This window comes from Pseudomonas sp. F9001 (genome assembly GCF_013385435.1).
In the GTDB taxonomy this organism is placed as follows: domain Bacteria; phylum Pseudomonadota; class Gammaproteobacteria; order Pseudomonadales; family Pseudomonadaceae; genus Aquipseudomonas.
The window spans coordinates 1-15,513 of the sequence record NZ_JACAPX010000044.1 but is presented as its reverse complement, the minus strand read 5'-3'; the positions used below and the strand labels follow the sequence as shown (position 1 = coordinate 15,513).

Sequence of the window (15,513 nt, the reverse complement as noted above, 5' to 3'; positions counted from 1 at the left end):
AGCGGAACCAATAGCGGCCATAACCGCAAAAACGGATATGTACCCAGGCAGATCAGAAATTCTGCCCCATGGAGAACTGGAACACCTGCTTGGTCGCATTCTCCGGCGTACGAACCGGCAACGCCAGGTTGATACTCAACGGCCCCAACGGGCTGTACCACGTAGCCCCAACCCCCACAGATGCACCCAGCTGACTCAGGTCAACCCCATTACAACCCTGGGTAGTACTGAGGGCACACTTGTCCGAATACACGTTACCCACATCCCAGAACACAGACGTACGCACCGACTTATTATCTTTAAGGAACGGCATCGGAAACAGATATTCCGCCCCCCCGGTAATCAGGATGTTGCCCCCCAACGCCTCGGGACTGCGGTCGCTGTAGTACTGCTGGCCCGCACTGGCATACGCCCCGGTCGCCGGCGTACTGCGCGGCCCAAGCGTGCCGCTTTCAAACCCGCGCACCGAACCTTCACCCCCGGCCGTGTAGTTTTCATAAAACGGCAGGCCGTCCGTCGAGCCGTACCCGTTGGCGTAACCGAGCTTGGTATGCAAACGCAGCGTCGTCGAATTGGTGATCGGCACAAATGTCTGCCCGGAATAATCGAGTTTGTAGAAACTCAAGTCACTGCCCGGAAGCGTCACCGTCAGGTTCAGGTTCTGCGAGTAACCACGGGTCGGCATCACGCCTTTGTTCAACGTCGACTCCGACCACCCAAGGTTGGCCTTGAAGTTGGTGAACTCACTGCCTTCGCGCTGAAGAAAATCGTAAATCTCATCAGAGCTGTAGATGCCCGGGTCGATACTGTCGTGTTGCACCGTCAGGCCGAAACTCAACCGCGAGGTTTCATTGATCGGGTAGCCGAGTGTGGCCCCCAGGCCGTAACTGTTGATGGAGTAGTAGGAAACACCGCTGCCATCGTCGTAGTAGTTGTTGTAATCGGTGGCACTGTAGAACGCGTTATAGCCCAGGCTCACCCCGTCCGGCGTGAAGTAGGGGTTGGTAAAGCCAATGTTGTACTTGCTCTGGTACTGCGAGCGGGTCAGGCCCAGGCTGGCATAATCTCCGGTGCCCAGGAAGTTGTTCTGGGTGATCGAACCGCCAAGGATCAGCCCGGCATCCTGGGCAAAACCGACGCTGGCGGTAATCGAGCCAGACGCTTGTTCTTCGACCGCGTAGTTCACATCAAGCTGGTCGTCGACCCCCGCCACGGCCGGGGTTTCGACGTTGACCTCCTTGAAGAAGCCCAGGCGCTCAAGGCGAACCTTGGACTGGTCGATCAGGTAGGTCGACGCCCAGCCACCTTCCATCTGGCGCATTTCCCGGCGTAGCACCTGGTCGTCGGTCTTGGTGTTGCCACGGAAGTTGATGCGGTTCACGTAGGCCCGTTTGCCCGGGTCGACCGCAAACACGATGTCCACGCTGTGGTCTTCATCGTGGGGCGTGGGCATGCCGTTGACGTTGGCGAAGGTGTAGCCGTCGTTACCCAGGCGCCGGGTGATCAGGTCCGAGGTGGTGGTCATCAGCTTGCGCGAGAACACCTGGCCTTTCTGCACCAGCAACAGGGCTTCAAGCTGGTCCTGGGGCACTTTCAAGTCGCCGCTGAGCGTCACGTCACGCACCGTGTATTTCTCGCCTTCGTTGATGTTGACGGTGATGTAGACGTGCTTCTTGTCCGGGGTGATGGACACCTGGGTCGAGGTGATGTCCATGTTGATATAACCACGGTCCAGGTAATAGGAGCGCAGGCGTTCCAGGTCCCCGGTGAGTTTTTCACGGGCGTACTTGTCATCGTTGGTGAAGAACGATAGCCAGTTGCTGGTCTTGAGGGTGAACGTGCCGATCAGTTCCTTGTCGGTAAACACGTGGTTGCCCACCACGTTGATGTGCTGGATCGCGGCCACGGAGCCTTCGTCGATCTTGACCTTCAGGCCCACGCGGTTACGCGGCTGCGGCAGCACTTCGGTGTCGACCGTGGCCGAATAGCGACCCTGGGCCACGTACTGGCGCTGCAGTTCGTTGCGCATGCCTTCCAGGGTGGCGCGCTGGAAGATCTCGCCCTCGGCCAGGCCCGACTGCTTCATGCCCTTGAGCAGGTCTTCGGTGGAGATGGCCTTGTTGCCTTCGAACTCGATGCTGGACACCGATGGGCGCTCGACCACATTGATGATCAGCACCGTGCCGTCGCGGCTCAATTGGATGTCCTGGAAGAAGCCGGTCTTGAACAACGCACGGGTGGAATCCACCAGCCGTCGGTCATCCGCCTCGTCCCCCACGTTCAGCGGCAAGGCACCAAACACGCTGCCCGCCGAGACCCGTTGCAGACCGTTGATACGGATATCCGAGATTTTGAAGGCTTCAGCGTGTGCAAGTGTGACATTGAGCAGCAGCGCAACCGAGCAGAGCAGGCGCGAAAAATTCATCAAGATCTTTTCCAGAACACATCGACAAGCAGCGCAAGCGCGCCGGGATGACTCGCCGCAGACGGGTCACCACAACGCGGCCAGACGGGTGGACGGCAAGCATAAGAGCGGCGCGGGTTTGGTGCGGTTAACCAAGTGTCAAGTTAGGTAAAGGTTGGCCCCGGGGCGATGAGGCTGGGCGATACTGTGGGGGTACCCTTTCACGAGCTCGCCATGATCCGCGTATTGCTAGTCGACGATGACCAGGAACTGACTGAAATGCTGGGCCAATACCTGGAGCATGAAGGCTTTGAGGCGACCTGTGTGCACACCGGCGAGGAGGGTGAGGTCGAGGCACTGTCGGGGCGCTACAGCATTGTGGTGCTGGACGTGATGCTGCCCAGGCTCTCGGGCATCGAGGTGCTCCGGCGTATCCGGGCCAGCAGCCAGGTGCCGGTGGTGTTGCTCACGGCCCGTGGCGACAACATCGACCGGATCACCGGGCTGGAACTCGGCGCGGACGATTATGTGCCCAAGCCCAGTTCCCCGGGTGAGCTGGTGGCGCGGCTGCGCGCGATCATGCGCCGGGTGCAGCCCGTGGACCCGCCGGCCGCTGACGTGATCAAGACCGGCGCCCTGGTGCTCTGGCCCGGCAAGCGCCAGGCCCTCTGGAAAGGCTGCGCACTGGGGCTGACCAGTACCGAATTCAGCCTACTTGAAGTGCTGGCCCGGTGCGCCGGCCAGGTGGTGAGCAAAAAGGACCTGTCGCTCAATGCCCTGGGCTGCCCGTTGACCCGCTATGACCGGCGCATCGACGTGCATATCAGCAGCATTCGCCAGAAGTTGGGCCCGCGCCCGGATGCCAAGGCCTGGATCCAGAGCGTGCGTGGCCTCGGTTACCTGTTGATCGCCGAATGATGAAACCCAGCCGGCTGTTCTGGAAACTGTTCCTGGCCTTTTGGCTGGCCACCAGCCTGACGTTCCTGGTGGGGTTGAGCATTCTCGTGGCGGGCAGCCTTGGCCCGGGGGATCACCATCTGGATGCGATCCTGGCCAGCGAAGAACAGTTGCTGGAACAGTACGGTGTCGAGTCGGGCCGCCAGCTCCTGGCGGTGTGGCAGCCACCCCACGGCCAAGCCATTGGCGTTTATGACAGTGCCGGTCAATTGCTGGCCGGCACGCCGGTCTCGCAGGTGGCTTATGAAAAGTCGCTGATCAGCAAGGACGGGGCCGCGCTGTCCCTCAGGTCTTCCCATCCTCCCCACGAACCCGGGCGCCTGGGCCACTGGATCCCGCTGATCATCGGCACGCTGATGAGCGCGCTGTTCAGTGGGTACATGGCCTACTACCTGGCGTGGCCGCTGGCTTATCTGCGGCGGGCGATGGGCGACGTTGCGCTGGGCCGCTTCGAAACCCGGGTGCGGCCGATGATGGGCAAGCGCCGTGATGAAATCGTCGACCTGGCCGAAGACTGCGACCGCATGGCCAACCAGCTCAAGCTGCTGGTGGAGGCCCAGCAACAGCTGTTGCACGACATCTCCCATGAACTGCGCTCACCGTTGACGCGCCTGCAAGTGGCCATCGGGCTGTTGCAGCAAGACCCGGCACGCCAGGAAATGCTCGGGCGCATCCAGCGTGAATCGGCGCGCATGGACACGCTGATCGAGGCGCTGCTGACCCTGGCGCGTGTGCAGGGCCGTCCCGAAAGCATCGAGCGCGAGCCGGTGGATATCGTCGAATTGCTGGCCGTGATTGTCGAGGATGCCCAGTTCGAGGCGGGTATCAAAGGCTGCAGTGTCAGCTTGCAGGCGTGTCCGGACTTTGTCAGTCGGGCCAGCGGCGAGCTGCTGTATCGGTGTTTCGAAAATGTCATTCGAAATGCCGTGCGCTACACGCAGCCTGATACCACGGTGCGGGTTTCGGCGGAGGTCAGCCCCGACACCCGTTGGCTGCGGGTATTGATCACCGATCAGGGTCCGGGCGTTGAAAACCTGCGGTTGCGGAGTATTTTCGAGCCTTTCGAACGTGGCCCGCATGACACCGATGCCGGTTTCGGACTGGGCCTGGCGATCGCCTTGAGGTCCGTGGAAATGCATGGCGGCACCATCGAGGCGCACAACGAGCCGTCCGGCGGGTTGAGCGTGGAAATCATCCTGCCTCGGGTGGGATCTTTACACGATATTACATTGGCTTGACCGCCCTGTACGCCCTGCGCCTTTAGACTTTTCTCCTGCGTGAGCTGATGTTCAGTGACGCCATTGGCGTGGAGGTGGCGATGTTTCAGGTGCACAAAAAAGGCTTCGTGGCCGGCAAGAAAATGGTCGACGGCCTGGTGCCTTACGATTTCTTCTGTGAAGACAGCCCGGCGATCAACCTGTTCGTGTTTACCGGCTCTGCGGCCCTCGGCCAAACCGTGGAAGAGCAGACATTGTGGGGCTTTACCCGGCTGGAGCGGTTTGAAGCCATGACCGGCGCCCTGGTGGCGAACAAGAAGAACGACGGCTGGTTTCAAAGCGTCAACGTGCTCACCGGGCCCAGCCAGAACGGCACCCAAAGTGTGAAATTCCAGCGCGTGCTGAAGATCATCAAGCACGCCACCGCCACGGGCCGCGCGACCAGCAAGTTTGAATACGAGATTCATACGGATGAAGGCGACACCTACTTCACCCGCCGACCCGCTGCACCCGACAGTGCGCAAACCGTCATCTATGCGGCGGATCAATAGCGCGGCTGCCGGAGTTCAAAAAGAGCGAAAAGGGGACAGATTTATTTATAAAATAGATCTGTCCCCTTTTTACCGTCCCCTTTTTACCGTTACATGCCGGCAGCCTCTACCGGTGCTGAAACCTTGGCAACGAAGCAATCCGCATCTTCGGCTCCTGCAACCTGGCCAGGTCACTGGCAATCTGCGCCCGCCAGAAATGCGCCCCGGCCAGTTGCGCATCCACCCACGCCTGGCGCAGCAACACCTTGGCCTTGTCCACCGACCCGTACTGGGCCTGACGCAGAATCAGCTGCGCCTTGATCCGCAACATCTGCGGCACGAACCAGCGCTCATGCCGGCCCAGCGCCAATTGCAGGGTGTCTTCCAATACCTCCAGCGCCAGCTTCTCCAGGCCCAGCCGCGCCAGACCCAGGGCGTATTCACAACGCAGCAAGCTATAAAGCTGGCTGTCGCCTTGGCCATGCAGGTGATGCAAGGCCTCACCCAGCAACGGCACGCCTTCTTCGGGCGACCCCTGGCGGATCAGCAGGATGCTCTCGAAGCACAGCCGAAACTGACGCCAGATGTGCAGGTCCTGCTGGGTCGTGCTGTCTTGCAGCAAGCCCAGGTAATACCGCACCTTGGGCAGGTTGGACGCCAACAGCGCCAGGGGAATTGCCCCCAGGCACAGGGTGTACCAGAGGGTCGCGGGGTGATCGAGGGTGATGGCTTCATCGACGCAACTGCCGATCAGGCGCAGCGCCGGGTCGACATCGCCTTCCAGCAACTGCACCTGTGCCTTGAGGCAGCGGGCGGCGATGCGCTGGTCAAAATGCACGTCGATAATGTGCGAGCGCGGGGCTGACGGTGACCCCAGTGCCTCGTCGATATTCTGTCGGGCGCCGGCCAGGTCGCCCATGTGAAACAACGCCAGCGCGCGCATGCGTTTACCCAGCAGTTGCTGGTTGCCGCTGTGGCTCAGGCTGATGTAGCGCTCGGCCAATTCCAGTGCTTCGGCGTACTGGTTGCAGCCGCAGCGGTCACTCCACAGGCCCCACAGCGCCCGCAGCTTGTGCTCGGCATCGCCCAGGTCGCGGGCGTCTTCACGCACCTGGCGCCAGGCTTCGCGCATTGGCCCGCCGGTGCCATAGGTGAGCATCAGCACGCTGGCCAGGGCGGTTTGCAACAGCATGCGCTGGCGCAGCGGCAGCGGGGTGGTGGCGGCGCTGGCCAGGCCTTTGTCGACCCAGGTGCGGCACTCGCTGACCAGCGACAGGCGCAGCCACAACGGCACGCCGCCCAGGGTCAGTTCGATGCCGGTGGGCAGGTCGCCCGAGGCTGAAAAGGCCCACTCCAGCGCGGTGCGGATGGTGTTGATTTCCGGGCCGTAGAGGCCGATCCAGGTCTCGGGAGAAAGCCCGTCGAGGGTCTGCCCGGCTTCCTGCAGTACGCCCAGCGCATACAGTGCATGACGCTGGCGGGTGGCATCGGCTTCGCCGTGTTCGTTGAGCTTCTCCAGGGCGTAGGCGCGGGTGGTTTCCAGCAGGCGGTAGCGCTTGAGCAACTGCGATTCACCGGCGATCAGCAGCGACTTGTCCATCAGGCTTTCAAGCAAGGGCAGGGCATTGCGTGCATCGAGGGTGCTGCTGGCGGTCATGGCCTTGACCGCGTCCAGGGTAAAAGAACCGGTGAACACCGCCAGTTGGCGCAACATGGCCTGTTCGTCGCCGGTGAGCATCGAGTAGGTCCAGTCCAGGGTCGCGCTCAGTGAACGGTGGCGGGCGAGGGCGGTGCGCCGGCCGGTCATTTGCAGGCGGAAGCTGCCGTCGAGCAACCCCACCAGGTCCTGGATGCCAAAGGTGCGGACCCGCGCTGCGGCGATTTCGATGGCCAGGGCGTTGCTATCGAGCTTGCGACAGATGGCGCTGGCGGCGGCGACGTCGGTGTCCTTGAACACGAAGCCGGGGTCGAGGGCCTTGACCCGTTCGATGAACAACGCGATGCCCGACCAGGTCATGGCTTGCTCGGCACTCAAGTTCACGTCTTCGTCCGGCACCAGCAACGGGCCGAGGTCGTGTACCCGTTCGCCCTCGGCCCGCAGCGGCTCGCGGCTGGTGGTCAGCACGCAGCACTGGGGCGCGCAACGCAGAAGCACCTCGACCGCGTCGGCGGTGGCTTGCAGCACGTGTTCGCAGTTGTCGAGCACCAGCAGCAACGGGCTGTTGGCGAGCATCGAGGCCACGCTTTGCAAGGGCTCGTCACTTACGCTTTGAATGCCCAGGGCGTTGGCGAGCATGCCGGCCACCCATTGGCCGCTGGTGGCGGGGGCCAGGTCGACGAAGCACATGCCCTGGTGAAAGCGGCCCTGCAGCAGTTGCGCCACGGCCAGGGCCACGGTGGTCTTGCCGATGCCGCCGGGGCCGGTGATGGTCACGAAACGCTGGCTCAGTACCTGGTCGGCCAGGCTCAGGATCAGCTGTTCGCGACCAATCACTGTGCTGGGCGGCGGTTGCAGGTTGGGCACGTCCACCGTCGGGGCGGGTACCAGCGCCTGGGCGATGGCGCCTTCACTCACTGCCTGCATCGTCACCGGCGCGACAAACCGATAACCCCGGCCCGGCACGGTGACGATGTAGCTGAAGTTGCCGTCATCCCCCAGCGCCCGGCGCAGCGCAACGATCTGCGCGCGCAGGTTGCATTCCTCCACCACCACTTTGGGCCAGGCGAAAGAGATCAGCTCGGACTTTTCCAGCAACTCGCCAGCCCGGCTGGCGAGGGCGATCAGCAAGTACAAGGCGCGGCTGCCGAGGGTCACCGGCTCGCCGTTGCGCAGCAATACATGCTGGCGCGCCAACAAGAGAAAGGGGCCAAAACCGATTGCATTCTCGGTGTGGTCCGGGGCCTGGGGGACGAGGTCCGTGAAGGACACTGCGGGGTATTTGCTCGAACTCATCAATTTGTCCTTTTTTGTAGTCGGGCTTGTTATTGGCGATCAGGCCATTCGCCCTTTTGGGTGCTTACGTGCGGCAGCAGGCTTGGAGAGTTGAAGTCGATCAAAAAGGTGAGAGTTGTCGCCCTCCTTTGGGGCATGGACGTTGTTATAGGGCGCGGGGCCGTTGGGTTTCAGGCGATGAGACTGTTTCAATTTAGAAACATTTTATTACTAGAAAACCTGATGTAGCAGAATGTATGCCAGTTGGCATGTAACAAAGATGACAACAACCGTATGAAATTTATGGGGATTTTTGAGGTCGTCGAAGGCGGGGGAAGGTGGGTGTTCGGAAAGGCGAATATTTCTAATTGTGTCGTTCGGGATGCCGAATAAAACGGCGGTGGTTTGGCGTGGTTTTTTTGGCTGTGTATCAGACTGTGTATCAGCACCCACCTGATACACCGGCATGAATAGAAGGAGGGAACGCGACACAGACGGGATACACGCCTGGCTTTAAATCTGTCTACCAGATGGCGCAGGCGGTCACCCACCGCACAAGCGCCCTGGCCACATTCAGTCAAGCCAGGAGATTCAACAATGAAGCGCCATTACGCAGCCCTTGCCGCCACCCTCGCACTGTCCCTCGGTGCCTTCGCCGCCACCGCCCATGCCGAGGATGCCAAGCCTCAGGAAAAATGCTTCGGCGTGTCCCTCGCCGGTGCCAACGATTGCGCCGCCGGTGCCGGGACTTCCTGCGCCGGCACCGCCAAGGCGGATTACCAGGGCAACGCCTGGGTGCTGGTGGACAAAGGCACCTGCACCCAGATCAAAACCCCCAAAGGCTTCGGCAGCCTGACGGAACAACCATGATTGCCCTGGCCCCTGCGGTGCTCAAGCGTGTGCTGCCTGAGGCGCTGCTGTTGCTGGTGGCCCGCCTCGGGATCGCTTCGGTGTTTTTCCTCTCGGGCCGCACCAAGGTGACCGGTTTCCTGCAGCTCAAGCCGTCGACCTACACCTTGTTTCGCTCGGAATACGCCTTGCCGCTGGTGCCGCCGGACTGGGCAGCGCACCTGGCGACCTACACCGAGCATCTGTTCCCGCTGTTGCTGGTGCTGGGCCTGCTGACCCGCCCGGCGGCTGCCGCGCTGTTGGGCATGACCCTGGTGATCGAGGTGTTCGTATACCCCGACGCCTGGCCGACCCACCTGACCTGGGCGGGCTTGTTGCTGCCGCTGCTGGCATATGGCGGCGGGGCCTGGTCACTGGACCGCGTGCTGTCCGGCCAACGCCGTTAACCCTTTCACAACAATGATCAGGCCCCAAGGCCTGTGGAGAGTCGCATGCGTATTCTTTCTTCCCTGGCGATCGCCATGGCACTCGCTACACCGTTGGTGGCCTCGGCCGCCGATGCAGCCAAGCCCCAGCCGGGCACCGGTAAAAGCGTGGTGATCGTGCCCGGTTCCTTTGTCGACGGCTCCGGCTGGCGAGTGGTGCACGACATCCTGATTCACAAGGGCTACAAGGTCACCGTGGTGCATCAGGGCCATGAAAGCCTCGCCGCCGACGTGGCCGAGGCCCGCGAAGTGCTGGAGCAGCAGGTCGGCCCGGTGGTGCTGGTGGGTCACAGCTCCGGCGGCGGGGTGATCTCGATTGCCGGTGACCGCGACAAGGTCAAGTCGATGGTCTATGTCTCGGCCCTGCAACCGGAAGTCGGCGAGAACATGAGCCAGCTGCTGTCGTCGATGCCGGCGCCGAGCAATGACGTGATGCAGACCCGCGACGGGCATCTGTTCTTTGATCGCACCAAGTTCAATGCCGATTTTGCTGCCGACCTGACCACCAACCGCACCGACTTCATGGCCGCCTCCCAGGTGCCGGCCACCACCGCGCTGTTCGGCGGCACCGTGTGGGCCGCGGCCTGGCACAAGAAGCCGACCTACGCCGTGGTTTCCACCGAAGACCGTGCCCTGAGCCCCGATCTGCAGCGCTGGATGTACAAGCGCGCCGGCTCGAAAGTCACTGAAATCAAGGCCAGCCACTCGGTGTACATCTCCCAGCCCGAGGCTGTGGCGAAGGTCATCGAAGACGCGGCATCCGTCATCAAATAAACCCCACCCCCGAGGAGTAATACCCATGAGCACATCCATCAAATCCCGCTTGAGCCTTGCCACTGCTGCCGCCCTGATCGCCATGGCGTCCGCTTCCTTCGCGGCGGCCGCCAGCGCCGCCGACCAGCCGGAACAGCCGGGTCGCTGCTACGGCGTGAACAACTGCAAGGGCGAAAGCCTGTGCGCCACGGCCAAGAACGATTGCAAGGGCCTCAACAGCTGCAAGGGCCAGGGCGTTGTCGTCAAGACCCCGTCCGAGTGCCTGAAGCTGGGCGGCACCACTACCGAACCGAAGTAACACCCCGGCGGGCCCAGGTTGGGCCCGCCGCCTATTTATGCAACGGAGACCACATGATGCCGACACCCAACCCGCGTTTTCCAGGCTATGGCCTGGGGCTGCGCAAGGAACACTACAGCGAGTTCCTGGAGAACCCGGTGGCGGTGGATTTCGTTGAAGTGATCTCCGAGAATTTCATGGTCGCGGGCGGCCAGCCCCGGCACATCCTGCGCCAGATTCGCGAGCGGTATCCGGTGGCGCTGCACGGGGTGTCGATGTCGATCGGCACGGCCGAGGGCCTCGATCGCGATTACCTGAAACGCCTCAAGTCGCTGGTGGACGAGATCGAACCGCTGTTTGTGTCCGACCACTTGAGCTGGTCCCGCAGCGGGGGGTTCAACTCCCATGATCTGTTGCCGGTGCCTTACACCCATGAGGCATTGGACCGGGTCTGCGCCAATATCGACCTGGCTCAAGAAGTGTTGGGCCGCACGATGCTGTTTGAAAACCCGTCCAGCTACCTGGCCTTTGATGACGCGTCCATGAGCGAGTGGGAATTCATCGCCGCCATGTCCCGGCGCACCGGCTGCGAGCTGTTGCTGGACGTCAATAATGTGTTTGTCAGCGCCAGCAACCATGGCTTTGACGCTCTCGCGTTTCTCGACGGGATTCCGGCCGAGCGGGTCCGGCAAATTCACCTGGCCGGCCATAGCCAGGGCCGCGATTTGCTGATCGACAGCCACGACAGCCCGGTGTGTGACGGCGTCTGGGACTTGTATGCCAAGGCCGTTGCGTTGCTCGGCCCGGTCGCCACGATGATCGAGCGCGATGACGAGATCCCGCCCCTGGCAGAGCTGCTGGAGGAGCTGTCGATCGCCCGCATGTTCGGTGCCTCCGAGGCCTACAAGCGTGCGCAGGTGCGCTCATGAATCTCGCGCAATGGCAGCAGGCTTTTCATACCTGGCTGGTGAGTGCCTCGGAGCAGTCGGCCGAGATGTTGGGTAACAAGGCCGCGGGACTGGCGGTGTATCAGAACAACTACCGCGCGCAATTGGTGGGTTGCCTGGAACAGGCGTTTCCCAACCTGCGGCGCTGGGTCGGGGACGAGGCGTTCCTGGCCGCGTGCGTCAGCCATATCGACCGGCATCCGCCCCATGCCTGGACCCTGGACGTCTATCCCGAGGGTTTTCACCTGACCCTGGGCGAACTGTTCCCCAACAATCCCGACGTGCATGAACTGGCCTGGATCGAGTCGTCGCTCAATGAAGCGTTTGTCGCCGCCGATGCCAGCCCGTTGCCCATGGACGTGCTGGCGTCGGTGGATTGGGACACGGCACGCCTGCAACTCACGCCGTCGCTGCGCTGCCATGGGCTGACCACCAACGCCGAGGCGATCTGGTCGGCATTGTGGCAGCAAACCCCGGCGCCCGAGGCGCTGATGCTGGCCGAGGCCGGTGGGCTGCTGGTGTGGCGTCGCCAGTTCACCTCGCGCTTGCGGCAAGTCGAGGCTCTGGAGTTCCAGGCGTTGGTGCACCTGCAAGGTGACGGCAGTTTCGCCGGGTTGTGCGAGTTTCTGGTGGAGCGCCTGGGGGAGGAGGAGGGCGTGGCAAAAGCCGGTGAGTGGCTGGCCGGCTGGATCGGCAGCGAGTTGATTGTGGGGGTTGTTGACGACCTTCCAGTGTCGAATTTTTCGGAGCTATAAACCTATGTCTTTTTTCAATCGCCGTCGCTTTCTGATTTCCAGCGCCATTGCTTCAGTCGCGCTGTCACTGCCGGTATGGGCGGCGCCTGCGCCCTGGACGATCCGCCAGGTCAGCACCGACCTGCTGGATATCGGCTACTACGAAGCCGGCCCGGAAGGCGGCCGGCCGATCATTTTGCTGCATGGGGCTGACGGCGACCTTGAGCGTTTTGCCGAGGTCTCGCCGCATCTGGTGTCCCAAGGCTTTCGGGTAGTCATCCCGTACCTGCGAGGCCATGGCAGCACCACGCAACTGGACAAGGCTGCGCCCGCCGTCACTCAGGAAGTCGTTCTCGGCCAGGACGTTCTGGACCTGATGAACGCCTTGCACATTCCCGAGGCTGTGCTGGGTGGGTTCGATCTCGGCGGTCGTGCCGTCACGGCAGCGGCCACCTTGCGGCCGAGCCGCTGTGTGGCGCTGGTCACCGTCAACAGCGCGCCGCAGCCCGCCCTGGCCGAGGTGCTGGTGCAGATGGCGCAGATGGGCAAATGGCGCACCTGAACATGAATATTTGGACAGCCGCGCATTTGCCCGCTGAAAAAAAAGGCCGCTGCCCGTAATCTAGACGCCTTTGCCACGTGTGCGGATTGTCCATGTCTTCAGTAGCTGATGGGTTGCCCAGTGATAAGCGTCTAGCGGCGGTTGTCGCCATTTCCCTGGGGATCGGCATGGCGACCCTCGACACGGCCATCGTCAACACCGCGTTGCCGACCCTGGCCGAAGGGATTGGCACCGACTCCGCTTCGGTGATCTGGGTGGTCAATGCCTACCAGTTGGCGACCATTGCGGCGGTACTGCCCTTTGCGTCCCTGAGTGATGTGGTCGGCCACCGCCGGGTGTTCCTCGGCGGCTTGCTGGTGTTTGTGGTGGCGTCGCTGTTTTGCGGGCTGGCCTGGTCACTGCCGACGCTGACTGCCGCCCGGGTGGTGCAGGGCCTGGGTGCTGCGGCAATCATGAGCGTCAACATTGCGCTGCTGCGGCACATCTACCCGGCAAAAATCCTCGGCCGGGGGCTGGGGTATAACTCACTGGTGGTGGGGCTGGCCTTTACCCTGGGGCCGACGGCGGCGTCGGCGATTCTATCGGTGGCTACCTGGCACTGGTTGTACCTGATCAACCTGCCCCTTGGGGCATTGGCCTTGTGGCTCGGGGTGCGGGCGATTCCGGTGATCCCGATCACCGGGCATGCCTTCGACCGGCTGGCGGCAATTCTCTGCGCCGGGTTGTTTGCCCTGCTGGTGCTGGGCCTGGGCTCGGCGGTGCACGGTGCGCAGGCGGTGTTGACGCTGGGGCTGATCGCCGTGGCGCTGCTGTGCGGGCTGTTGCTGATCCGCCGTCAGGCCGGGCACCCGGCGCCGATGCTGGCGGTGGATCTGTTCAAGCGCCCGCTGTTCACCTTGTCGGCCCTCACCGCGATTTGCGCGTTCAGCGCCCAGGGGCTGGCGTTTGTGTCGCTGCCGTTCCTGTTGCAAACCGTGTTGGGGCACAGCCAGGTGGCCACCGGTTTCCTGATGACGCCGTGGCCGGCGGTGGTCGCGGTGATGGCGCTGATTGCCGGGCGCCTGGCGGACCGTATCTCCCTGGCATTGTTGTGCGGCATCGGCCTGGTGATGTTGAGCGCGGGCATGGCCTCGCTGGCGACCCTGGGCAACGACGCCTCGACCTTCGACATCGGTTGGCGCATGGCCCTGTGTGGCGCCGGGTTCGGTTTTTTCCAGTCGCCCAACCTCAAGGCGATCATGACCAGCGCACCGATTGCCCGCAGCGGGGGAGCCAGCGGGATCGTTGCCACGTCGCGGTTGATGGGGCAGACACTCGGCGCTTCGTTGGTGGCGTTGTGTTTCCACCTGTCCCTGAGCAGCGGCCCGCAGTACGCGTTGTGGCTGGGCTGCGGGTTTGCCCTGGTGGGCGCGGTGGCCAGCGGGTTGCGCCTGATGCAGGACGGCGTCAAGGTTTAATCATTTGGGCCTTGTAAAACCTTGAGGTAGACGGCTACCGTGGCCGTCTAAATAATTCTGAATGTTTCAGCTTTTATGTCTGATCTGGCCCAACGCAGTGCTGATTCCCACTCCCGCCGTGCCGCGCTGACCCTTGGCCTGTGCCTGCCCAGTGACGTGTTGCTGTACCTGGTGCTGCCGATGGAGTCCCAGGCGTTCGGTATCACCCTGGCCCAGGCCGGGGTGCTGCTGGCGGCCAACCGCCTGGTGCGGATCTTCGGCTACAAGCATGTTCTGAATTTCTACGCCCGTAACGGTGATCGGCTGACGTGCTCCATTGCCGCCGGCGCGGCGGCGGTGTGTGCCCTTGGCAACTCGATGCTGTCCGGGTTTGCGGCCTTGCTCGGGCTGCGGTTGGTCTGGGGCCTGTGTTTTGCGGCGTTGAACCTTTCCACTCAAGTATTGGCTACCTCTGAACCGCTGGGTGCGGCGCGGCGGGCGGGGCGGTCGCGGGCGTTGATTGCCCTGGGGCCGATGCTGGCCTTGCCGTTGGGTGGGTGGCTGACGTTGCAGGTTGGGCCGCGGCCGATCTTCTGGATTCTGGCGGTGTGTTGCCTGGTGGGGTTGTGGATGGCGCGGGGGTTGCCGGCTGCGGGTCACAATTTGCATGGCACGCCGGGGCGGCGGTTCAAGTTGCCTGACAGTGTGGCGACCTGGTCGTTTATCGAAGGGGTGGCGCTGGATGGGCTGTTTATCTTTGGCCTGTCGATTCAGGCGCAGAAGCTGTTGGGTGGCAATGCGGTATTGATTGCCGGTGGGTTGATGGCGTTGCGTTATGTGTCGGAGTTGCTTCTGAGCCCGCTGGGGGGGCGTGCTGCGCAGCAGTTTGGTGCTACTTCGATGTTGCTGCTGTTTTCGTTTCTCAGTGCGTTGGCGTTGGGGGCGTTTGGTAGTCATTGGGTGATTGTGGGAGCGGCGGCGGTGTTGGTGTTGCGGGCGTTGCAGTTGCCGTTGGTGACGACGCTGGTGGCGGAGCGTAATCCGGGGGCGATGCGGGTTTCGGCGTTGGCGTCGAATGCGGTGTGGCGTGATGTGGGGGCGGGGCTTGGGCCTTTGCTGGCGGGGTTGTTGTTGCCGGTGGCGTCGGCGCCTTGGGTGTTTGGCGTGGCGGGGGCGGCGATTGCGGTCAGTGCGGTGTTTTGCTGGCGGGCCAGGGGTTTAGCATGAGATGGGGGGAGGGGGGTACATATCCGTTTCTTCGGTAACGGCCACTTAGGGTTCCGCTCTTACAGCGGGTCACTTTTGGCAAACGCCCCAAAAGTAACCAAAAGGTCTTTGCCCCACCACTCGGTGCCTCGCCTAGGCTCGGCATGCCCGCACTCCGGCTCGGCTCCGCGGGCCGCCGCGAC

General features: G+C 62.6%; 14 protein-coding genes. 12 read left to right on the top strand and 2 right to left on the bottom strand.

Going from position 1 to position 15,513, the window contains the following annotated elements; translation table 11 throughout:
- Positions 1-52: 52 nt before the first annotated feature.
- A complete protein-coding gene (gene bamA / locus HX818_RS28775) occupies positions 53-2,425 on the bottom strand; it encodes an outer membrane protein assembly factor BamA (protein ID WP_177021189.1) in 2,373 nt (790 codons plus the stop codon).
- Positions 2,426-2,638: 213 nt separating this feature from the next.
- Here bamA and HX818_RS28770 point away from each other — a divergent pair, with 213 nt between their 5' ends.
- The 3 genes from HX818_RS28770 to HX818_RS28760 all read left to right on the top strand — a co-directional run bounded on the left by HX818_RS28770 (position 2,639) and on the right by HX818_RS28760 (position 5,129).
- Complete coding sequence (locus tag HX818_RS28770; protein ID WP_003211262.1) at positions 2,639-3,322, top strand: response regulator transcription factor; 684 nt, start codon at positions 2,639-2,641, stop codon at positions 3,320-3,322.
- The gene (locus HX818_RS28765; RefSeq protein WP_032898573.1) at positions 3,319-4,599 is read left to right on the top strand and encodes a HAMP domain-containing sensor histidine kinase; all 1,281 of its coding nucleotides are present in this window, start codon (positions 3,319-3,321) and stop codon (positions 4,597-4,599) included. Before HX818_RS28770 ends, HX818_RS28765 begins: the two co-directional genes overlap by 4 nt.
- A gap of 80 nt (positions 4,600-4,679) precedes the next feature.
- Positions 4,680-5,129, top strand: coding sequence for a hypothetical protein (locus HX818_RS28760; protein WP_177021191.1), 450 nt, complete (start codon positions 4,680-4,682; stop codon positions 5,127-5,129).
- Positions 5,130-5,235: 106 nt separating this feature from the next.
- Here the strand turns inward: HX818_RS28760 and HX818_RS28755 are convergent, their stop codons facing one another.
- A complete protein-coding gene (locus HX818_RS28755) occupies positions 5,236-8,061 on the bottom strand; it encodes a winged helix-turn-helix domain-containing protein (protein WP_177021188.1) in 2,826 nt (941 codons plus the stop codon).
- Between the two features lie 576 nt (positions 8,062-8,637).
- Between HX818_RS28755 and HX818_RS28750 the strand changes: the two genes are divergently transcribed.
- The 9 genes from HX818_RS28750 (at position 8,638) to HX818_RS28710 (ending at position 15,331) form a co-directional block, all read left to right on the top strand.
- On the top strand, positions 8,638-8,910 hold the full coding sequence (locus tag HX818_RS28750) for a DUF2282 domain-containing protein (RefSeq protein ID WP_003211270.1): 273 nt from the start codon (positions 8,638-8,640) through the stop codon (positions 8,908-8,910).
- Entirely contained in the window at positions 8,907-9,335 is a 429-nt protein-coding gene (locus tag HX818_RS28745) for a DoxX family protein (protein ID WP_177021187.1), read from the top strand. Before HX818_RS28750 ends, HX818_RS28745 begins: the two co-directional genes overlap by 4 nt.
- Positions 9,336-9,380: 45 nt before the next feature.
- Positions 9,381-10,148 (top strand): alpha/beta fold hydrolase, encoded by a 768-nt coding sequence (locus tag HX818_RS28740; RefSeq protein ID WP_003211274.1) that lies wholly within the window; start codon positions 9,381-9,383, stop codon positions 10,146-10,148.
- Between the two features lie 25 nt (positions 10,149-10,173).
- Positions 10,174-10,446, top strand: coding sequence for a hypothetical protein (locus HX818_RS28735; protein ID WP_003211275.1), 273 nt, complete (start codon positions 10,174-10,176; stop codon positions 10,444-10,446).
- Between the two features lie 56 nt (positions 10,447-10,502).
- Complete coding sequence (locus HX818_RS28730) at positions 10,503-11,354, top strand: DUF692 domain-containing protein (protein WP_177021190.1); 852 nt, start codon at positions 10,503-10,505, stop codon at positions 11,352-11,354.
- Complete coding sequence (locus HX818_RS28725) at positions 11,351-12,127, top strand: DNA-binding domain-containing protein (protein ID WP_177010092.1); 777 nt, start codon at positions 11,351-11,353, stop codon at positions 12,125-12,127. The genes HX818_RS28730 and HX818_RS28725 overlap by 4 nt, the downstream gene beginning before the upstream one ends.
- A gap of 4 nt (positions 12,128-12,131) precedes the next feature.
- Positions 12,132-12,668, top strand: coding sequence for an alpha/beta fold hydrolase (locus HX818_RS28720; RefSeq protein WP_008430463.1), 537 nt, complete (start codon positions 12,132-12,134; stop codon positions 12,666-12,668).
- Between the two features lie 92 nt (positions 12,669-12,760).
- Entirely contained in the window at positions 12,761-14,125 is a 1,365-nt protein-coding gene (locus HX818_RS28715) for an MFS transporter (protein WP_177021186.1), read from the top strand.
- 75 nt (positions 14,126-14,200) lie between these two features.
- Positions 14,201-15,331: an MFS transporter gene (locus tag HX818_RS28710; RefSeq protein ID WP_177021185.1), complete on the top strand. Its 1,131-nt coding sequence runs from the start codon at positions 14,201-14,203 to the stop codon at positions 15,329-15,331.
- Positions 15,332-15,513 lie beyond the last annotated feature (182 nt).